An 18,401-nucleotide genomic window follows, 5' to 3' on the forward strand; every position below is an offset into this window, starting at 1 on the left:
GATCACTCCTATTGGGGATAAAGAAAAAATGAATTACCTATGAAGGGTAATTCATCATCTTGTAAATTCTACTCTCTTTCTCATAAGCCTGCGAAAAAGAATCATTAGGAATCCAGCTGCAGACAATATCGCTCCTATAGACAGCAGCAGAAAGGTATTGGTGCCTGTTTCCGGCAGCTTAGGACCATCAACAGGGAGTAATCCACCAAGTGTACCCGCTACATAAAATTTGAATTCCACCTCTGTTTCCAGGCCTTGAAAATCATTGCCCAAATGCGCAGGAAACTCTACAGTAAAATTCAGATCTTCTTCAGCAGAGTTAGCAAGTTCCCTAGGATCCAAACCTTTGAAATCAGAGACCTTACCATAAAAAAGCTCATTTTTAGAATCAGAAACTTTTATCATCAGTTCATTATAAAGTTTTTTAGAACCTGATTTTAAATCGGCTGACATCGTATACTTAAAGCCTTGTTTCCCTTTGTTGCTGATCTTGATTGTTCGATCTGCCCAATCACCTGGTTTCATGTTGCTTACATCAAAAAGTACCTTTGTGGGCGTTGTGGCAATATCTACTTCAGGAATCGTATTATTAGGTGCAGCCAATGCCAGATTCACAGCTGAAAAATAAATTAATGTCAGCAGGCTGAAAATAACAATCCATCTTTTCTTTTTATTCATCACTTCTCACGTCCTTATCCATTTGGACATTCTTCAGGATGCATTATTTTCAATGGTGTCATTCTTTTTCGTTTTGATATCTATTTCAGATATGGCTTTCCAAATCGTGAAACCCGAATAGACAAGTAACAGGAGTCCAGGGACCAGTAAAAGAAACGCACCGTTCTTTGAATTAGTAAAATTCATAAAGTAGCCAAGATACGGGATAGTCACACCGCTGTATTCAGCTACAACATTTTCGGAGAGGACAGGGTTCATGTCTTCAGTATTATTGTTGTCCCCTTTTGTCTTATACATGATATTGTCTCCGCTTTTGATCACTTCTGTCACTCTATGGGTCACCAGCATATCTTTTTCCTGCTGGAAGGTTATGACGTCCCCTTTTTCAAAGCGGGTCATATCTCCCCCAGGTTTAACAGCAATGATCGATCCTGTCTTGATACCAGGTTCCATTGAGCCGGAAAGGACCGTTTTTAATTGGTAACCGAATACTTGTGGTTCTCCTCCCGATGCCTTCGAGGAAACTACGACAAACACCATAAAGATCAAGACAAGAAACAATATTGTAGTTACTATATTGCTGCCCCATTTCATAAGCTTTCTACCATTCATCACGATCAACCTTCCTCTGTTTTCTTTTCATCTTTTTTATCGGGTTCCGGAACTGTTGGAGTCTCCGTTGCTTTAGGTTTCGTTTCTTCAACAGGAGCCTGAGGTTGTTCTGGCTCTGGAGGTGTCTCCGGTTCTTCAGGCTGTTTCTCTTCTTCTTTTGGCTGCTGAGGTTCTTCTTTGACAGGTACTTCAGGTTTCTCTTCTGTTACTTCCTCTTCGTTTTTATCGGCTGCTGGATCTTTGGCTGGCTGTCCTTGACTTCCATCCTTGCTTTCTGTTTCAACTTTCTGTTTCTCTTTAGGTTCCTTCTTATCGTTTTCATTTTTATCATGACACTTCACCATGATTTTGTGGCTCCAGATGACTTCATTCTTCCCTTCATATCCATCCCTCTGATAGACTCTAAACATGAAGGAGCCCTCTAACTCTGTAGGAAAAGAGAGCGTAATAGTTTCCTTTTCCTTGATTGGCTCAATTTCTCCATCCCCAATTTTTCGGCCTTTGGTTTTCGGGTTACCCTCTTCCATGTAATACACTTCATATTTTGCAGGCCCAGTCATCGTAAAGCCAAGATTCTTTATTTCTGCACTAATATCTGTTGGAGGACATACTTTTAAATTTTCTGTATTATTTTTTACAAACCTAAGATCACTTTTATCAAACCAAGTCCCGGCTTGGATTATAAAGTTATCTGCATTAGAGTCGCTGAAATAAGCGGTGGTGTTGGAGTTCAAGTATGATAGGGTAAAAATTAATATGTAGCAAGTCAGCAAAACTTTCCCCCATAATATTAGCTTCTGGTTTCGCTTTGCATATTTTTTTATTCTTAAGTACCTCAATAAAAGCCCTCCCCATTTCCATCAATATATGATAGAAAATGAACATTTATTTTATCTCGTCTAATTAAAATTCATTCAATCTACACGACATAAAATAAATTAGAGGAAAGGTAAGCATGATGCTTACCCTCCCTATTAAGAAGCTGAATTTATCTTCTTTCTCCAGCTGTTTGCTTAGCATCGAATGTCCATTCTAATTTTAAGGAGTCACCTTGAAATACATTTTGATCTTGTTTATTATCAACAAATTCAAACTTCACAGTAAGGTCATCCGAGGTCCCTGCTCTCAAACCATCCTCTTCCCCATATCCAAGCCATGCCAATAGGTCGTAATCTGTGTCGACGGTATCATACTGTTTCAGTTTTGAAAGTGTTGTTTGTTTAATTATTTCAGTACCAAGCTTATCGTTATTTTTCAGGAAAATAACTTTGATGTGGTCACCAAGATCAGCACCCTCGTTATCTCCCTTTGCATCTGTCACGGAATATTTCGTAGTCAAAAGAACTTTTGATACATTTAAAGATCCTGTGTTATTTAGTTTGAACTTTCTTTCCATTGTATCTCCAGGTTTTAGGTTGGAAACATCAATAATAGCGTTATCTTTATCATTACCTTTTACATTGATATCCAAAGTTCCAGCAGCAAATGTACTGTTATTCACTTCAACATCATTAAAGTACGCATATGTACCTCCACCAACTAATGACAAACCTAGTGCTGCTGATGCTACTCCCAAACCTAATTTTTGCTTAATACCCATTTTATAATTCCTCCTAGTGTTTTGTTTTCGTTCGTTTCAGCGACTTTTTGTTCTCTCTAACGAACTTACAATGTGAGTATATGACATATTTACCAGTTTGCAAAACCGGAAAATCCGCCGTTTTTTCGCTAAAACGAACATAAAACATGTATTTTCTGGAAATACCTCTCATTTTCTCACTATTTAGTAAATTATAATGAACTTATTGTTTACTATTAAGAACAAACCAGCTATCAAAAATACAAATTCCAAATTAACCACTTTTATGTAAAAATAAAAGTAAGATATTTACTAAAGGAGCATTTCCATGTTCAATAACCTGATCAAATACCTTAGTATTGCTTTACTAGTTATCGGAATAAGTTTAACCGGCTATGCCGGCTACCAGATTTTTACACAAAAACAGCACCAGGACAAAGCCCTGCAGGAAGCCAAAGCTCAAGTTAAACCAAAAAAGGCATCCAATAAAGAACATGAGTCATCCACTACCTATTCCTTCGAAAAAGGAGATGTAGTCGGCATCCTCCAAATCCCGGCCCTAAATAGAGAACTCCCGATTATAGAAGGAACAGATGAAGACGAGCTGGAAAAAGGGGTCGGACATTATTCTTCAACCAAGCTGCCGAACCAGCAGGACCGTATCTTCCTTGCCGGTCATCGTGATACGGTTTTTAAAAAAATGGGCGATCTTCAAAAAGGAGACCAATTAAAGGTTGAAATGAGCAATGGAACTTTTACATACGAGATATATGAAATGTTCGTTGTAAAAGAAGACGACATGTCTGTTGTCCAGCCCACATCACCGGATGAAATATTGACCCTTTCCACCTGCTATCCTTTTGAATATTTATCAAGTACTGTGGAACGTTATATCATTAATGCCAAACGAATTGACTGATTGGCCGATTTTCATATGAATTTATAAAGGAATGAAACAAAACATAAGGGTATATGGTCACCTACAGTAGAAACCGACTTCGCGATCTTCATCCGTCTATCTTATTAAAAATAACCTAGTTGATTGGAGCGGAAGGGGCTCGACCTCCTGCGGGACTAGCGGGACAGATGAGACCCCGCAGGCGCAGCCGAGCAGGCCAATCCAGCTCCAGCGGCCAGCGACTAGCAGATTTCGATCACCCTCCTTGCGATAAGTCATCATCGATTCGCCATGTTCATCGTGATTCCTTAATCTCATGCGTGAGACCTCCAATCTGTAAGTCGCTGAACGGCCGCTTGCGCTTTTTAGTCAACGCCCGCCCCGCGGAGTCGTGTCCCTGTAGCGGAAATCATCATCTACAACTTGGACAATACAATTATTTTCGTGATTATATTTGGAAGTAACGCATTATGTTTCGAATCTTCTTATATGTTATAATTTGTACAAACTATGAGATGGAGGATCGTTCATGAAAACCTTTAAAGTAATCACTCTTCAAGTTGTTGAAAACGATGAGCTGAAAGACATTGAAATTGTGGACGGTTTGATTATCAATAAAGAAGATGGGAAAGGGAGCTGGCTGATTGAGGGCTGCATGAAGAAGGATTATTATGATTTCTTCCGGGATGCCCAGCAGAGCGAAAATGATATTGAGGTACAGGTTGTGATTTCCCTTCCTGAAAATGATCCCGCTGCCTTTATGACGAGAATCAGCTGCATCAAAACGATGGATTTCCATCTGAGCGTTCTTTTTGAAGGAAAGTTGAAGAAGATGCGCAATGAATATGCTGAACTTCTGCTTGATGATTTAGTAGAGAAAGGGTTTGAAGGAGCAGGGCTTGTACAGGAATTCAGGGATAAAATGCGTTCCAAGCCTAGACTGGCTGCTACTTCGAAGGCGTCAAAGTAACTTTTAGACGAAATGTGACAAAGCTCACGTTTTTTTGTGGTATAATGTCACTATTATGAGGATGATTATACGTACAGGATGTGAACGGTAATGATCGGGGAACGAGTGAAGAAGCTTAGACAAGAGAGAAAAATGTCCATGACTGAACTTGCGGATAAGGCTGGGGTTGCCAAGTCTTACTTGAGTTCAATTGAAAGAAACCTGCAAAAGAATCCGTCGGTGCAGTTCCTGGAAAAGATCTCTGGTGCGTTGAATGTACCTGTTGATTCTTTACTATATGATACGATTGAAGATAAGCATATTGATTCGGACTGGGTAAGCATTGTAGAACAAGCCATGGAGTCCGGCATCAGCAAAGAACAGTTTCGGGAGTTCATTGAATTTAATAAATGGAAACTAAACCAAAAGTAAAAAGCGATTCCCTTATGACGGGAATCGCTTTGATTATTTTATAAGTACTTTTCTTTCTTCTCTATTTGTATGTAGGTATTCTAGGATTTCATCTTTGGTGACCCCTACTGCCATTGCTTCTTTAATCAAGGTAATCCATTCTAGATCCAGTTCTTTTTCAACCACTTTCTCTCCTCCTAAAATACACTCAGTATTTCAGGCAGCCCAGCCATCATAGTAAAACACCCAATCTCTTCCCTTAGATCTGTGGCTTTGCGTCCTCATTTTTCAATGAGTTTGCCTTTGTCTGACTATCTCATTGGCTAACCAGTTCCTTAACTATATCCATTATACTATTTATCAAAACCTATATTTTGTAAAATCCTGCTGCCTTTTCTACCTTTTTTCCTATAAATTTTTACATTTACTTCTCTTTTGTAGTAATATTCTGTTAATTATACTCTTCAGATAGTGTTTTTGTGTCGAATAAGCATGTTTCTTAGTGGAAAAGTCTTGCGATATGCCTTCAGCTTTTCCTCTAATGGGACAATCTTCTGGTTAATTTGAATGAAGCTGGATGCATGAAAGAAAGGAGATGCAGTGAGGTCCTTTCCGCATGATGGGCAAATCCACTGCCCTGTTTCTGTAGAACTGTATGAGGGGCGGCTGCAACGCTGGCAGTTTTTCTTAAACATAATTACACCTCTTTCGTTCGCTATAGTCCTTTTTACTTACTATACAAGAATATCCTCACTTCTCTAAAATGCTAAAACTATTCAAAAGTTCTTAATAAAGAACAATTTTCGTTAGTTTACTATTGTATGCTAACTGTTTCTTAAAAATGCTAATTTCCATAAAAATCAAATGTTCTTTATAATGAATAATAAACGATTTGGAGAAGGGGTTCAGACTATGGTTGGTGAGAGAATCAAGTTTATTAGAGAGAAAAAGGGGCTCACTATTAATGAATTAGGTCAAAAAGCAGAGATTTCAAAGTCTTATATCAGTTCTATTGAGAGGGGATTACAAAAAAATCCATCAATTAATGTTTTAGAAAAAGTAGCTAATGCTCTTGGTGTATCTCTAGATACGATTATTTTGGAGGAGGCAGATGATGTATCAATTACGGATGAGTGGATTCAGTTGGTGAAAGGGGCAATAAGTCAGGGTTTGACCAAGGATGAATTCATACATTTTACAACCTTAATGGGGTTAAAAAGAAAAGCAGAATAATAAAGAACTTGAAACATCTTGTTTCAAGTTCTTCAGTTGATCTTGGTTTTAAGAATAGCTAGAACATACCTTGCTTCCGCTTTACAGGTATATTCATAGTTGGTGTTCAACTCTTTTTGAAGTGACTCTATTTCCTTAACCTGGTCACCCGTTGGCTGTTCAGAGAAAATCTTTTCTATAATTTCATTTATCTTCTTTGCAAGATCTTCATGTAACTGTGGATTATTCTTTTGCTCAATAGACAACTGTTTGTACCAAGAAGCAGTATTCGTTATGTAATCTTTCCAAATTTTAACAAACGCATTCAAATCGAACTTTTCTTCGTTCCATTCGATATTTTCCATGTATGTTTCAAAAGCAGTAGAAATTGAACGGGAAATGCTGATTTTCATTCCCTGTGGAAAATTATTCATCATGCAGCTAAATTACCTCCTATTATATATTGCTTGCTGTCTTTGTCTTACTATACCATAATAAATCATTTTTGTCGGAGATACTGTTGTTCAAAATAATGGTAAATTAGCTGAGAAGATAATTTCAACTATTTAATATCTCTTCTCTTAAACCAGTGGTACTATCAAGAAAAAAGAACCGGATATCCCGGTCCTTTAGAAGGAGCTATTACTGATTATTTTTTTCGTCGTCTTTCATATCTTCTTCAAGCTCGCCAGCTGGAGATTCGCCATTTTCGCCGTTTTGGTTATCGTCAATATCCCCGTTGTTATCTTCAGAGATATTTCCTTCGCCGTCATTAGTATCCATATCCATGTCGCCGTTATCGTTCATATCTCCGTTTTCATTCATGTCCCCATTCTGATCATTAGGAACTTCTTCCTCAACAGGAGCTTCGTTATCTTCCGGAGGCGGCTCCTGATCGCCGTTACAACCTGCAAGAAGCATTGCGGAGAGTGCTGTTCCACCAAGGATGGCTAAAAGCTTTTTATTCATTGTGTATGACTCCTTTCAATACAAAGAATTTTTGAGACCTATCTCTGCGGTCTTTTGATAGCATGCCCCATAATTTTGGAAACTTGCATCCAAATCAACTATTTTTCGTTAATGAAAAGAGAGATTCTTTATCACTTTAAAGCAGTGGGGGACAGTCCCCTATCGCTTTAAAGCATTAAAGAAGTCCAGCTGCTTCGGCAGCTGGACTTTCTTGTTTACTCTATTCTTGTTTATCTCCTAACGCAAACATCATTTCTGTTTCGCAGGCTACTTCTCCGTCCACTGTTGCAATCGCTTTTCCTTTGCCGATGGCGCCGCGGAAGCGTACCATTTCAACTTCCAAGCGGAGCACGTCCCCTGGTTTAACCTGACGCTTGAACCGGCAGTTATCAATTCCTGTGAAGAAAGCCAACCGTCCGCGGTTTTCTTCTTTCTTCAGCATTGCCACTGCCCCCACTTGAGCCAGCGCTTCTACAATCAGGACTCCGGGCATTACCGGGTAACCAGGAAAATGGCCGTTGAAGAATTCTTCGTTTGCGGTTACATTCTTGATTCCCACCGCACTCTTTCCTTCTTCGACTTCAATGATCTTGTCCACTAAAAGAAATGGATAACGGTGAGGGATGATTTCTTTGATTTGCGTAATATCGAGCATCAAAATGCCTCCTTAATCCTTTATGTACCTTATCTTCTATCCATTCTACCTGAATTCCTCTCGGATAAAAAGGAATTTTGGATCAGCTGCCCTATTTCCTTTAGCGCTTTAAAGCAGCCGGGGACTGTCCCCGGCTGCTTTAAAGCGTTAAAAACCCTGCCTTCCATAAGAAGGCAGGGTTTGATTAATTTTCTTTCATGACGATATCAATGATATGCTGCCATGTGGATTTTTCTAATACATCCATCGGTTTTCCGTCTCCGATGACCCCATACCCGAACATGGCCCCTCCAATGAGACATCCGGCAAGGAGCACGACAAAAAGGATGATTCGCAGCCAGATCGGAAGAAAGCGGATCCTTACCCATTTCCCAGGTGTTTCTTCCGCTTTGTTTTTCTTATTCTTTTTTTCAGCTTTGATGTCTTCCCTTGTTTTGCCTTCTTCTTGCAGAATTTCATTTTCAGTCATTGTCATAACTCCTTTAACGGATTCCATTGACAAGTCCCATCATCTGATCTGCCATCGAGATGGACCTGCTTTGGAATTGATAAGCCCTCTGGACATTCAGCATGTCCGTCATTTCTTTTCCTATGTCGACATTGGATCCTTCCAATGTGCTTTGAGCGAGGCTGATATTGTTTCGTAAGGCACCGTTCATGTTGGTCATTATTTCATTTTGATTTACACCAAGTCCTTGCAGATCTTGAGGCAATCCCAAAAGATTCTGGCCGGCTTGCTCCATGAATTGCGGTTTTTCTATCGATACTATCCCTAGGTTAAAAGGCATCCCACCGATAGTCAACTGTCCATTTGCACCAAGACCAATATCTTGACTGTTCATTCCTGCTTCAGTGAATGTGATAAAATCATCATTTTCGTCAAGTACAGCATGCCCTTGGCCATTCACAAGCATCATTTCACCGTTGCCCATCGGATTGGCATAGAAGGCACCATCTCTAGTGAACCGGACTTCCGCTCCGTCTTCCCCTTGAACCAATACTTTAAAAAATTGGTTTCGGGCAGTCAGGGCAAAATCGAGGTTTCTACCGGTTGCCTTTAACGAACCTTGAGCAAGATTGAGTTCCGACTGTGACAGCTTAGCCCCTGAACCCTGGCGTATCCCTGCAGGCGTCAATCGGCCATTGATATCTTTGTCGGCCCTTTGATTGTTGACCTGCTGGAAAAGCAATTCCGAAAACATGGCTTCTCTGCGTTTATAGCCGTTTGTGTCGCTATTGGCGAGGTTATGTCCGATTGTATCCATTTGTTTTTGCAGCTGATTCAGTGTATTGGTTGCGCTGATCATCGTTCTGTTCACGGTTCAGTCCCCTCTCCTAGCCATTGACACGGCCAATTTCATTCACTGCTTTTTCCATGCTTCGGTCATAAGCCTGTAAGACTTTTTGATTCGCTTCAAAGGATCTGTAGGAGGTCATCATATCGGTCATCGTTTTGGCGGTATCGACATTTGATCGCTCGATAAACCCCTGCTGCATGCCGAATGTTGCCTCACTGTCATAGGCATCAGGAAGGGGCTCGTTATTTTCTGTTCTGAAAAGCCCGTCCCCTTCTTTTGTCAGTCTGTTTGGATTGACCGCAAACCCTATTCCGAGTCTTGCGGATTCAATCTCATCAACCAGTACCCTGCCTTCTTCGGTAATTTTAAAATTGTCCGAAGGCAGTTGGATACGATCGCCGTTCTGATCCAAAACATATAAACCGCTTGCAGATGTTAAAAAGCCTTGTCCATCCACATTGAAGTTACCATTTCTGGTGTAGCGAGGGGTTCCGTCACCACCCTGGAGAGTGAAAAGCACCCCTCCGCTCAGACCGGTTTCTGGATCGACTGGAATATTTCCGTCCACCAGGGCAACGTCCGTCAATCTTTCAGTCTCTTGAAGATCACCCTGTAAAAATGCCGGAATCGTTTCCTGCATGTACACACCTGTATTCAACGCGCCTACCTGTTGGGACATAGGCAATTTAAGACCATTTTGTGTGGGTATGTTTTGCTGCAGCCCTTGTAAAGACAGCAGCATCTCCGGGAACGCCTTCATGGAAGACTGATCCGCTTTATATCCGGGAGTATTGGCATTGGACAGGTTGTTTGACAGCATTTCTGTTTTCCGTTGCTGAGACAGCATTCCGGAAGCAACAGTATAAAATCCGCGCAGCATTTTCGGGCACCTCTTTTTCCGTACAGTTTATCTACCACTTATTATATCGGAACATTTTTCGGATTGTTATGTGTTTCTTTCAATTGGTTGTTATTGGAATCAGCCGATTTTTCTTCTGCTGATTCTATCGATGTTTTCCAGCATGATGCCTGTGCCGATTGCTACACAGTCCATTGGATTTTCTGCCACAAGGACAGGCACTTTCAGTTCTTCAGCTAGCAGCTGGTCGATTCCATGTAAAAGAGCTCCTCCGCCAGTCAGGATGACCCCTCTATCGATGATATCCGCAGAAAGTTCCGGCGGTGTTCTCTCCAGGACATTTTTTGCAGCTTGTACAATAACGGCTACGGATTCACGAAGGGCCCCTTCGATTTCAGCCGATTTAACAGTGATCGTCCTAGGAAGTCCGGACACCATATCGCGTCCGCGGATCTCCATTGACTCATCGCGTGAGCCAGGGAATACCGTTCCAATGTTGATTTTGATATCTTCAGCTGTGCGTTCACCGATCAATAGCTTATACTCTTTTTTAATATAGCTAAGGATTTCTGCATCAAACTTATCACCAGCCATTTTGATGGAAGAAGCGGTCACGATGTCACCCATGGAAAGAACGGCTACATCCGTTGTTCCTCCCCCGATGTCCACGACCATGTTCCCATAAGGCTGGAAGATGTCCATTCCGGCACCGATTGCTGCAACTTTTGGCTCCTCTTCAAGGTAAATCTTTTTACCGCCGCTCTTTTCAGCCGCTTCCCTGATTGCCTTTTGCTCTACGCTTGTAATGTTAGTAGGACAGCAGATAAGAATACGCGGTTTGGATAGCAAACCTTTCACATTCAACTTGTTGATGAAATGCTTCAACATGGACTCTGTAACATCAAAATCTGCAATGACTCCATCCTTCAACGGGCGCATTGCAGCAATGTTTCCAGGTGTACGCCCGACCATACGCCTTGCTTCTTCACCGACAGCAAGGACTTTATTGTTCGTGCGGTCAATCGCCACAACGGATGGCTCATTCAGAACGATTCCTTTTCCTTTTACATGGATCAGTACATTAGCCGTACCCAGGTCAATTCCAATATCTTTCGCTAACATTTTCTTGTTCTCCCTTCTCAATTTCAACGCGTTTTCATATCAATAGAATTTATTATCAAAGTCAATCGTTGGTTGTTTAGTTTAATAAAAAATAGGGAATAGAAAAAACTTCACCTAATTTATTATTTTACCATAAATATGTCGAAAGTAGGTACTAAATGTCTAATTTTTGTCAAGAAAAATATATTGGTGCAAAAGAATTGATACAACATTTCATTAATGTTTTTCAGGACCATTGATATGTATCCAGCTTTTTTTAGATTGTTTGTTAGTTAGTATATTTTGTGTTTTAATCGGTACGTGAATACCATTCAAATTTGCCGCCACTGTCCCTTTCATTTTTTGGTGTAAAAGAGACGATTGTCATTTCATCTGTCCACACAAAGAGTGATCTCCTGGGGGATTACCTGGACAGGTGCGGCCTCTGAAATCAAGCTCCAGGGCCCAACGGCTATTGAACTTCAATCTCGCTTCATACGATAAGGCATACCGTGCCACGCGGCAGCGCACGTCCCGCTGAGCAGCGCATCTGAAGCGGAATCAACAGGAACATAAATAAAAGCACCAGGTATCATATCCATCTTGATACCTGGTGCTTTTTAATTAATTTCCAATTCATCTTTTTTGTACTTTTTCTTTGTTGCTTCCCCACCGCGGAGATGGCGGATTGATTTATGATAATCGAGGATATCTTTTACTTCGTTGGCGAGTTCAGGATTGATTTCAGGCAATCTTTCTGTCAGGTCTTTATGAACGGTACTTTTCGATACGCCAAACTCCTTCGCTATCACACGAACGGTTTTCTTTGTCTCCACGATATATTTCCCAATCTTTACTGTTCTCTCTTTGATGTAATCGTGCACACCACTCTACCTCCCTAAATTGGATGGAGAAGTGTGAAATGAGACTCGTTTTCGCTTAAGATCCTGCTGGATAACCGCATTGCTCTTTATTTGCGGCAGAAAGCCTTATTTACAGCTTATCAGCTTTCCAAAATACTGCATATGAACATGACGATGGCACTTTCCCTAACTAAAATAACGACTCTGCACCTCAAACACTCTCTTTTTTGTCAGGTTTGTATCATTTTATTAAGCATGGTCAAGATATATGCAAGAAAAAGTGAATAAGGACAAGGTTATGGTCTATATTTTCTGAATTTTCAATTGATGATGGTTTTGATAATGATATCAACTTACGCCCCTCTATCTACTAAAAGCAACCCCCGATCAGAAGAGGGGCCATTGATTGCACTGCAGGGGCTGGAACCTAGTTCTGTGCCTGTCACTGAAATCCATCGAATTTATTAATGATCCGTGCCTCTCATAAAGGTAAACGGGCATCTCATTATTTCCCAAGAAATGTGTCGAAAGATAAATGGCTTTTTCCTCCTCCCTATTTCAATGAGCAAAAAGGCTGCCCTCTCTCCATCCTATTAGGGATGAAAGAGTGAAGCCTTTCTCCAATTACAGCTATTTATTGATGGTTACATCGTCATTGATCCAGACTTCTCCATCTTTGAACGACATTTGTTCAGGATAACGGAGGTCGATCACTTCTTCCTGGATTTTTTGTGATGGTGCTTTAGTGAACAGCGAGACGATGATGTTTGTCAGGAATCCGGCAACAGCACCGAATACACCTGCTCCAGTGTCAATGATGCCGAACAGGGTAATGCCTTCTCTTGCCAGGAAAATGTATGTCAGAGTGACTCCAAGCCCTACAAGCAGACCTGAGATGACCCCAGCGGCATTGGAACGCTTCCACCATACACCAAGCACGAGTGCGGGGAAGAATGTGCCTGAGGCAAGCGCGAAAGCCCAGGCGACGATTTGTGTAATGACCCCCGGAGGATTCAATGCAACCAAGCCGGCAAGGACAGTCGCTATGACAATGGTCCAGCGGGCAACTGCAAGCCTGTTCTTGTCTGTGGAATTCGGCCTGAAAACCCTGTAATAAATATCGTGGGCGAAGGAGGAAGAAATCGCCATCATCAACCCGCCGGCAGTGGATAAGGCGGCAGCCATCGCACCTGCAGCTACAAGACCGATAACGAATACACCCAGATTGGCAATCTCAGGTGTCGCCATAACGACGATATCATTTGAAATCACCAGCTCTGTCCATTGAAGGATGCCGTCTCCGTTGCCGTCCGCAATCTGGAGTTTGCCCGTGTCGACCCAGGATGTTGTCCAGGCAGGGAGTTCACTGATTCTCTGCCCCGCAACCTTTGTCATCAGAATAAAACGGGAGAATGCAGCATAAGCCGGTGCAGAAAGATACAGAAGGCCGATGAACAGCAAAGCCCATGCTCCTGACCAGCGGGCTGCTTTCATGGTTGATACGGTATAAAAACGGACGATGACATGCGGAAGCCCCGCTGTACCGGCCATCAATGTAAACATGAGAGCCATGAACTGCCACTTGGTCCCGTTTGTAAATGGAGCAAAATACTCCGATATTCCGAGCTCACGGTCCAGCTCACCCATTTTACCGATAAGCTCTCCATAGGAAATCCATGGAAGCGGGTTGTTCGTCAGCTGCAGACTCATGAAAATGACCGGTATCAAATAGGCAATGATCAGAATGATATATTGGGCAACCTGTGTCCAGGTAATCCCCTTCATACCACCGAAAGCAGCATAGAAAGCAATCAGGACTACACCAATCATCGTCCCGACCTTGGCATCAATCTCAAACAATCGTCCAATAACGACCCCTGAACCTGATAACTGACCGATCGAATACGTAAACGAGATGATAATGGTACAGAGGGCCGCAATGACTCGTGCCGTATGGCTGTTATAGCGGTCCCCGATGAATTCGGGTACCGTATAGCGTCCATACTTCCTTAGCTGGGGAGCCAGCAGGAATGTCAACAGTAGATATCCACCCGTCCATCCCATAATATAGGCAAGTCCGTCATATCCAAGTATCATGACCGTTCCTGCCATCCCAATGAAAGAAGCGGCACTCATCCAGTCGGCGCCAATGGCCATCCCGTTAAAAATCGGCGGAACTCCACGGCCGGCAACATAGAAATCTGAGGTCACCTTCGCCTTGTTATAAACCGCAATACCAATATAAAGAGCAAAAGTAGCTAAAATAATGGCTGTTGACACAATAAACTGCAAATCCATTTTAGTCCCCCTTATCTTTCCTTCAAGTTATGGGTAGAGCGTTTACAATTTATGTTTCTAAAATTACTCTTCAGGTTTATTACTGATTCCTTTGATTCCGCTTCAGGTATATGTTTCCGCGGGCGGGCATTGAGCCTCCCTGATCTGCACTACGGGTTTACGTTCCAGCTTTGGTCAACCTGCCAAATGGGGAAGCGACCGTTTAAGGGATCGGAGGGCTCCTGTATGAGATAAAGGAATCCTATTGGACGAAGTGAATTGATTATGAACTATCTCGAAAAAGTGGAAAGGCCCCAGTCAGCGGCATACGAACTGGACAGCTTCCGCAGTAGATAAAGGTATCATGAAGAGCAGAGGCGATTCGATGTTGGCTTCTCGCAAGGAAGAAAACTGTAGTTCGATAGCAAGGCTGGTCGTTGGCTGTTAAACTAGGAGAGTCCCGCTTGTCCTGCAGGATTGCACCCCTTCTGCTCCATCCTTATAAATCCCTCGCGAAGCTTAAAAACCTTATCCACTGGTTGACATCTTGTTTTGCCGAATTAATGATCCAGTGTCTTTCCATAACTCAGGCTCTCATTCTTGCTTTCATCAATGCCGTATTTTCTATCAATCGAATCACTGACCTTCGCATTGACGAACAGTAGTATGATAAAAATGATGACTGCTCCCTGGGCACCCATAAAGTAATGCAATGGATATCCATTGATCATCACATCACTCAGGCCTTCCGCAAACAACACAACGCCGAAGGATGAAAGAAACCAGACAACTAAGTAGAGAACAATATACCGGTTCTTCTCTTTAAAGTATTGATCCGCTTTGGCCTTCTCAATTTTTTTCATTGAAATCCTCCTTTATGACAAACTGAAAATAAACTTAACCGTATCAATGAATGGCAAAGGGACGAGAATCACCTGGACTAATCCATATCCGAACAGAGATATGAACGGAATAGCCAGTAATGAAACCTTTCTCTTTTTAAGGGCGAGCACTAGGCAGACCCCCGTGATGACGATAAAACTTAAATATAAGAGCAATCTTTTCCCTCCTTCAGCTTACACAATAAATAATATTTAATTTTCAGAATATTTATTCATAGAGTTATTATTAACACTTAAAGGAATTCAGTCAAGGAATTCTTGTAGACAAGAATTGAGCATGTTCACTTCATGGGTACGCATTATTTTTCTTGTATATTTTTAAATCAAAGTTAAGAAGAATATCTGCATACTCAAGGAAGACAAATTGTTTTTCTGTAAAAGTATTTTAAGCGTCGAATTTCCCCGGAAATTTTTTCAATGAAAAAGGGCTGTCCAATATGGACAACCCTTCGTTTTGGATTATTCGTTTTCTGAACTATCTTCTTCGTCAGTACCTTGGTCAGCATCCTCTTCAGTGTCAGAGTTCTCAGTTCCATTTTCCTCAGCGGAATCTGATTCGTCTTCGTTTTGAGTGCTTTCCTCAGCTGCACCATCTTCACTTTGACTATCAGCAGCATCCGGGACATCTGTTTCTTCCTGGCCTTCTGCCTGTGCATCATCAGTTGCCGGCTTCTGATCAAGCGATACTTCTTGAAGTGTAGCTAAAGATTTATTTACATATTCTTGTGGATTAACAGCGACATTGTCTTTGCGGATTTCAAAGTGTACATGAACTCCTGCTTCTTCATTAAATAAGCTTTGGCCTGCTTTAGCAAGTTTTTGTCCCTGCTTTACAGCATCGCCAACTTCAACCGCGAAGTCTTGAACTGATTGGTAACGAGTGACGATCCCTTTGTCATGCTCCACTTCAATCATGTTGCCAAGAAGTGAATCTTCCTGGACCTTTGTTACGGTACCGCTCATTGCAGCTAATACTTCAAAATCTTTTCCGCCAAGTGAGATATCGATCCCCTGGTTTGGATGATACTGATTGTCATAGACAACCAATGCAGCTTCTTGCTCTTCTTCTGAAGCATTGACATCGTAGAATCCTTTTTTGATGACTACTTCATTTTCATCGGCTACTGGCATTACGAAATTTTCCATTGTCCGGTTGACTTCGACTGCTGGATCATCAAACCCATTGCCCGTTTGAACATCCTCTTCATAACCTAGTTCTTGATCTTCTGCAACATCATTTCCAGCTGCTTGGTACCATAGGATTGCTGTAATAATGATTGCTGCACTTGCCAAATAGATTGCTGGGTATGCCCAACGTTTTTTAAAGAATTTCTGAGAAGGTTGTTTCTTTTCTTCCTCTCTCATTTTCATCACCTCAGCAATCATTCTGAACACTTTGAAAAAAATATATACATCTTCGTGAAAAAAATTTTAATTTCTTATGATTCGACAAAACCAATCTAAATATGTATGTTTTATCACATTTTCTGATTTCCTATGGAAGAAAACTGGGTTAATGGTAAAATAACTAGAAGAATATCTATAAGGAAGGACTGCTTCATGAGGACATTCAGTAAATGGGGGCTGACCGCAGCTCCGTTTTTATATATGGCGTTGATTTGGTATATGTCAGGCAATCCGGATGATATGATCATTAAAATGGAGCATGATCGGTTTGACCGGATTTTCAAGGAATCCCTTCACTTGATAGAGTTTGCTATTCTTTATGTTTTATTTGTGCTTGCCATGCTGGTTCAGAACAGGCTGACGTATATGGCGAGCTTCATTGCAGCGATGCTGGCAGGCTTTTATGGATTGACGGATGAGATCCATCAATCGTTCGTTCCCTACCGCTCTGCGACTCTGATAGATGCCGCAAAAGATCTGTTGGGGGTAGCGGTGTGCCTATTGATTGTAAACCGGACCTACTTCAGGAATAAGGCTCATCCGATTTCAAGAGGCATGGAATGGTTGAGGGCGAAGTTGAGTTAAGAGACGTTCATGGTATGAAGGTAATAAGGAAAAGGAGCTGCTCACGGAGGCAGCTCCTTTTTTGTTAGTTACTTTTTAGCTGTGAATTTTTGAAGGATATTATCCGAAGCAGTGACTTTCACATCTTTATAGTAGTGGGTGACAATTTCCTCGTATGTCTTGCCTTCCTTCGCCATTCCGTTGGCCCCGTATTGGCTCATGCCCACTCCATGGCCGAAGCCCTTGGTCGTGATGACGATATGATCCCCTTTTCGGTACCAGGTGAAATCTGAAGATCTTAGGTCAAGCTTCTCCCTGATTTCCCTGCCGGTGAACTCCTTGCCGCTGATGACGACATTTCCGACACGCTGGCCCGGCGTCCTGTCCGTGATAGTCCCGACCGATCCGTCCCCTTCCAGTGTGATGCCCAGTTTTTCTTGGAATTCAGCCACCGGGATGACTTTTTGCGCATTGAACTTCGGTGATTCTTCATCCCATGGACTTTCCACACTTTTTAAATAAGGAACTTCGTTGGCCCAATAGGCTTCTGAATTCTCGGTAAACCCATTGCTTGTCGAGAAGAACTGTGCCGATATCGGATTGCCTTCGTATGTGAGGATTTTCCCTTTGGTTTCAAGCACCGCTTTTGTTATTTTTTCAATCTTCCAATCGTAGTCAGCACCCCATTGCTGCTGGAGTTCCCCATTGTTTTTGAACACCTGGTGAGTCACTGTATCTGTGACATCTGCACCTTCAGGAAGGCCGTCACCTTTGTTCAGCATTTGATTGACAATGAACGTCCTGGCTGTCAGCGCCTGTGCTTTCAGCGCCTCTATTTCAAAGTCTGCTGGCATCTCACCTGCTACGACTCCAATAACATATTCCTCTAACGGAAGCTTTTCGATGATTTCTTTGCCGGCCCTGAATACGGCCACCTCTACGGAGTCTTCCAGAAGTGCAGCGCTATCGGGCTTTTTGGTTGTTTTTTCATCCAATTCACTGCTTGCTCTATCTCCTGAGAACGGAAGGACAACAAGTGTGGGGACGAGAAATGTGATGGCGAGTAGGATTGCTACTGTGATGATTACTGGTTTGAACTGCTTCATGTTCGATGCCTCCATATAAATGATTAAAGCGAAGAACCACGCCTTCTTCACCTCACTTCAT

At 41.9% G+C, this 18,401-nt stretch carries 24 protein-coding genes and 1 riboswitch; of the genes, 5 read left to right on the top strand and 19 right to left on the bottom strand.

The window, feature by feature from the left end; translation table 11 throughout:
* Positions 1 to 54 precede the first annotated feature (54 nt).
* The 4 genes from AC4E8A_RS22015 to AC4E8A_RS22030 form a co-directional block, all read right to left on the bottom strand.
* Positions 55 to 678 (bottom strand): LPXTG cell wall anchor domain-containing protein, encoded by a 624-nt coding sequence (locus AC4E8A_RS22015; RefSeq protein ID WP_490195932.1) that lies wholly within the window; start codon positions 676 to 678, stop codon positions 55 to 57.
* Positions 679 to 711: 33 nt separating this feature from the next.
* Entirely contained in the window at positions 712 to 1,290 is a 579-nt protein-coding gene (gene sipW / locus AC4E8A_RS22020) for a signal peptidase I SipW (protein WP_490198961.1), read from the bottom strand.
* 5 nt (positions 1,291 to 1,295) lie between these two features.
* Positions 1,296 to 2,129, bottom strand: a complete 834-nt coding sequence (gene tapA, locus AC4E8A_RS22025; protein ID WP_490195934.1) for an amyloid fiber anchoring/assembly protein TapA — start codon at positions 2,127 to 2,129, stop codon at positions 1,296 to 1,298.
* A gap of 149 nt (positions 2,130 to 2,278) precedes the next feature.
* Entirely contained in the window at positions 2,279 to 2,890 is a 612-nt protein-coding gene (locus AC4E8A_RS22030; protein ID WP_490195935.1) for a TasA family protein, read from the bottom strand.
* 307 nt (positions 2,891 to 3,197) lie between these two features.
* Here AC4E8A_RS22030 and AC4E8A_RS22035 point away from each other — a divergent pair, with 307 nt between their 5' ends.
* On the top strand, positions 3,198 to 3,788 hold the full coding sequence (locus AC4E8A_RS22035; protein ID WP_490195936.1) for a class D sortase: 591 nt from the start codon (positions 3,198 to 3,200) through the stop codon (positions 3,786 to 3,788).
* Positions 3,789 to 3,884: 96 nt separating this feature from the next.
* On the opposite strand, the gene AC4E8A_RS22040 is transcribed toward AC4E8A_RS22035, so the two are convergent.
* A complete protein-coding gene (locus AC4E8A_RS22040) occupies positions 3,885 to 4,085 on the bottom strand; it encodes a hypothetical protein (RefSeq protein WP_490195937.1) in 201 nt (66 codons plus the stop codon).
* 211 nt (positions 4,086 to 4,296) lie between these two features.
* On the opposite strand from AC4E8A_RS22040, the gene AC4E8A_RS22045 reads away from it, so the two are divergent.
* Positions 4,297 to 4,737: a YwpF family protein gene (locus AC4E8A_RS22045; protein ID WP_490195938.1), complete on the top strand. Its 441-nt coding sequence runs from the start codon at positions 4,297 to 4,299 to the stop codon at positions 4,735 to 4,737.
* Between the two features lie 90 nt (positions 4,738 to 4,827).
* The gene (locus AC4E8A_RS22050) at positions 4,828 to 5,148 is read left to right on the top strand and encodes a helix-turn-helix domain-containing protein (protein WP_490195939.1); all 321 of its coding nucleotides are present in this window, start codon (positions 4,828 to 4,830) and stop codon (positions 5,146 to 5,148) included.
* A gap of 33 nt (positions 5,149 to 5,181) precedes the next feature.
* Here the strand turns inward: AC4E8A_RS22050 and AC4E8A_RS22055 are convergent, their stop codons facing one another.
* The gene (locus AC4E8A_RS22055) at positions 5,182 to 5,313 is read right to left on the bottom strand and encodes an anti-repressor SinI family protein (RefSeq protein WP_490195940.1); all 132 of its coding nucleotides are present in this window, start codon (positions 5,311 to 5,313) and stop codon (positions 5,182 to 5,184) included.
* A gap of 30 nt (positions 5,314 to 5,343) precedes the next feature.
* Positions 5,344 to 5,439: riboswitch (cyclic di-GMP riboswitch) on the bottom strand.
* Between the two features lie 600 nt (positions 5,440 to 6,039).
* On the opposite strand from AC4E8A_RS22055, the gene AC4E8A_RS22060 reads away from it, so the two are divergent.
* Positions 6,040 to 6,360, top strand: coding sequence for a helix-turn-helix domain-containing protein (locus AC4E8A_RS22060; RefSeq protein WP_490195941.1), 321 nt, complete (start codon positions 6,040 to 6,042; stop codon positions 6,358 to 6,360).
* A gap of 32 nt (positions 6,361 to 6,392) precedes the next feature.
* Here the strand turns inward: AC4E8A_RS22060 and AC4E8A_RS22065 are convergent, their stop codons facing one another.
* The 12 genes from AC4E8A_RS22065 to spoIIQ form a co-directional block, all read right to left on the bottom strand.
* Entirely contained in the window at positions 6,393 to 6,776 is a 384-nt protein-coding gene (locus tag AC4E8A_RS22065; RefSeq protein WP_490195942.1) for a hypothetical protein, read from the bottom strand.
* 205 nt (positions 6,777 to 6,981) lie between these two features.
* Positions 6,982 to 7,308 (bottom strand): hypothetical protein, encoded by a 327-nt coding sequence (locus tag AC4E8A_RS22070; protein ID WP_490195943.1) that lies wholly within the window; start codon positions 7,306 to 7,308, stop codon positions 6,982 to 6,984.
* A gap of 220 nt (positions 7,309 to 7,528) precedes the next feature.
* Positions 7,529 to 7,963: a 3-hydroxyacyl-ACP dehydratase FabZ gene (fabZ, locus tag AC4E8A_RS22075; RefSeq protein ID WP_490195944.1), complete on the bottom strand. Its 435-nt coding sequence runs from the start codon at positions 7,961 to 7,963 to the stop codon at positions 7,529 to 7,531.
* A 184-nt stretch (positions 7,964 to 8,147) separates the two neighbouring features.
* Positions 8,148 to 8,432 (bottom strand): DNA-directed RNA polymerase subunit beta, encoded by a 285-nt coding sequence (locus tag AC4E8A_RS22080; protein ID WP_490195945.1) that lies wholly within the window; start codon positions 8,430 to 8,432, stop codon positions 8,148 to 8,150.
* A 13-nt stretch (positions 8,433 to 8,445) separates the two neighbouring features.
* Positions 8,446 to 9,282, bottom strand: coding sequence for a flagellar hook-basal body protein (locus AC4E8A_RS22085; protein WP_490195947.1), 837 nt, complete (start codon positions 9,280 to 9,282; stop codon positions 8,446 to 8,448).
* A 16-nt stretch (positions 9,283 to 9,298) separates the two neighbouring features.
* Entirely contained in the window at positions 9,299 to 10,141 is an 843-nt protein-coding gene (locus tag AC4E8A_RS22090) for a flagellar hook-basal body protein (protein WP_490195948.1), read from the bottom strand.
* A gap of 99 nt (positions 10,142 to 10,240) precedes the next feature.
* Positions 10,241 to 11,242, bottom strand: a complete 1,002-nt coding sequence (locus AC4E8A_RS22095) for a rod shape-determining protein (RefSeq protein ID WP_490195949.1) — start codon at positions 11,240 to 11,242, stop codon at positions 10,241 to 10,243.
* 599 nt (positions 11,243 to 11,841) lie between these two features.
* Complete coding sequence (gene spoIIID / locus AC4E8A_RS22100) at positions 11,842 to 12,105, bottom strand: sporulation transcriptional regulator SpoIIID (RefSeq protein ID WP_006838368.1); 264 nt, start codon at positions 12,103 to 12,105, stop codon at positions 11,842 to 11,844.
* Between the two features lie 609 nt (positions 12,106 to 12,714).
* Positions 12,715 to 14,382, bottom strand: coding sequence for a sodium:solute symporter family protein (locus AC4E8A_RS22105; RefSeq protein WP_490195950.1), 1,668 nt, complete (start codon positions 14,380 to 14,382; stop codon positions 12,715 to 12,717).
* A gap of 539 nt (positions 14,383 to 14,921) precedes the next feature.
* A complete protein-coding gene (locus AC4E8A_RS22110; protein WP_490195952.1) occupies positions 14,922 to 15,224 on the bottom strand; it encodes a DUF4212 domain-containing protein in 303 nt (100 codons plus the stop codon).
* Positions 15,225 to 15,236: 12 nt separating this feature from the next.
* Complete coding sequence (locus AC4E8A_RS22115; protein ID WP_490195953.1) at positions 15,237 to 15,419, bottom strand: hypothetical protein; 183 nt, start codon at positions 15,417 to 15,419, stop codon at positions 15,237 to 15,239.
* A 303-nt stretch (positions 15,420 to 15,722) separates the two neighbouring features.
* A complete protein-coding gene (spoIIQ, locus tag AC4E8A_RS22120) occupies positions 15,723 to 16,628 on the bottom strand; it encodes a stage II sporulation protein SpoIIQ (RefSeq protein WP_490195955.1) in 906 nt (301 codons plus the stop codon).
* 195 nt (positions 16,629 to 16,823) lie between these two features.
* On the opposite strand from spoIIQ, the gene AC4E8A_RS22125 reads away from it, so the two are divergent.
* Entirely contained in the window at positions 16,824 to 17,255 is a 432-nt protein-coding gene (locus AC4E8A_RS22125; RefSeq protein ID WP_490195956.1) for a VanZ family protein, read from the top strand.
* Positions 17,256 to 17,323: 68 nt separating this feature from the next.
* Here the strand turns inward: AC4E8A_RS22125 and spoIID are convergent, their stop codons facing one another.
* Positions 17,324 to 18,340 carry a stage II sporulation protein D gene (spoIID, locus tag AC4E8A_RS22130; RefSeq protein WP_490195958.1) on the bottom strand — a complete coding sequence of 339 codons (1,017 nt, stop codon included), beginning with the start codon at positions 18,338 to 18,340 and terminating at the stop codon, positions 17,324 to 17,326.
* Positions 18,341 to 18,401 lie beyond the last annotated feature (61 nt).

The sequence above is a fragment of the Bacillus sp. SRL337 genome (genome assembly GCF_984799155.1).

Excerpts from the sequence above, each read along its gene's own strand:
- sipW (WP_490198961.1), bottom strand. The coding sequence starts at position 1,290 with ATGAATGGTAGAAAGCTTATGAAATGGGGCAGCAATATAGTAACTACA.
- AC4E8A_RS22035 (WP_490195936.1), top strand. The coding sequence starts at position 3,198 with ATGTTCAATAACCTGATCAAATACCTTAGTATTGCTTTACTAGTTATC.
- AC4E8A_RS22090 (WP_490195948.1), bottom strand. The coding sequence starts at position 10,141 with ATGCTGCGCGGATTTTATACTGTTGCTTCCGGAATGCTGTCTCAGCAA.
- AC4E8A_RS22105 (WP_490195950.1), bottom strand. The coding sequence starts at position 14,382 with ATGGATTTGCAGTTTATTGTGTCAACAGCCATTATTTTAGCTACTTTT.
- AC4E8A_RS22095 (WP_490195949.1), bottom strand. The coding sequence starts at position 11,242 with ATGTTAGCGAAAGATATTGGAATTGACCTGGGTACGGCTAATGTACTG.
- AC4E8A_RS22045 (WP_490195938.1), top strand. The coding sequence starts at position 4,297 with ATGAAAACCTTTAAAGTAATCACTCTTCAAGTTGTTGAAAACGATGAG.
- AC4E8A_RS22030 (WP_490195935.1), bottom strand. The coding sequence starts at position 2,890 with ATGGGTATTAAGCAAAAATTAGGTTTGGGAGTAGCATCAGCAGCACTA.
- AC4E8A_RS22070 (WP_490195943.1), bottom strand. The coding sequence starts at position 7,308 with ATGAATAAAAAGCTTTTAGCCATCCTTGGTGGAACAGCACTCTCCGCA.
- spoIIQ (WP_490195955.1), bottom strand. The coding sequence starts at position 16,628 with ATGAGAGAGGAAGAAAAGAAACAACCTTCTCAGAAATTCTTTAAAAAA.
- AC4E8A_RS22060 (WP_490195941.1), top strand. The coding sequence starts at position 6,040 with ATGGTTGGTGAGAGAATCAAGTTTATTAGAGAGAAAAAGGGGCTCACT.
- AC4E8A_RS22110 (WP_490195952.1), bottom strand. The coding sequence starts at position 15,224 with ATGAAAAAAATTGAGAAGGCCAAAGCGGATCAATACTTTAAAGAGAAG.
- AC4E8A_RS22050 (WP_490195939.1), top strand. The coding sequence starts at position 4,828 with ATGATCGGGGAACGAGTGAAGAAGCTTAGACAAGAGAGAAAAATGTCC.
- AC4E8A_RS22015 (WP_490195932.1), bottom strand. The coding sequence starts at position 678 with ATGAATAAAAAGAAAAGATGGATTGTTATTTTCAGCCTGCTGACATTA.
- AC4E8A_RS22080 (WP_490195945.1), bottom strand. The coding sequence starts at position 8,432 with ATGACTGAAAATGAAATTCTGCAAGAAGAAGGCAAAACAAGGGAAGAC.
- spoIID (WP_490195958.1), bottom strand. The coding sequence starts at position 18,340 with ATGAAGCAGTTCAAACCAGTAATCATCACAGTAGCAATCCTACTCGCC.
- AC4E8A_RS22125 (WP_490195956.1), top strand. The coding sequence starts at position 16,824 with ATGAGGACATTCAGTAAATGGGGGCTGACCGCAGCTCCGTTTTTATAT.
- fabZ (WP_490195944.1), bottom strand. The coding sequence starts at position 7,963 with ATGCTCGATATTACGCAAATCAAAGAAATCATCCCTCACCGTTATCCA.
- AC4E8A_RS22065 (WP_490195942.1), bottom strand. The coding sequence starts at position 6,776 with ATGATGAATAATTTTCCACAGGGAATGAAAATCAGCATTTCCCGTTCA.
- AC4E8A_RS22040 (WP_490195937.1), bottom strand. The coding sequence starts at position 4,085 with ATGAGATTAAGGAATCACGATGAACATGGCGAATCGATGATGACTTAT.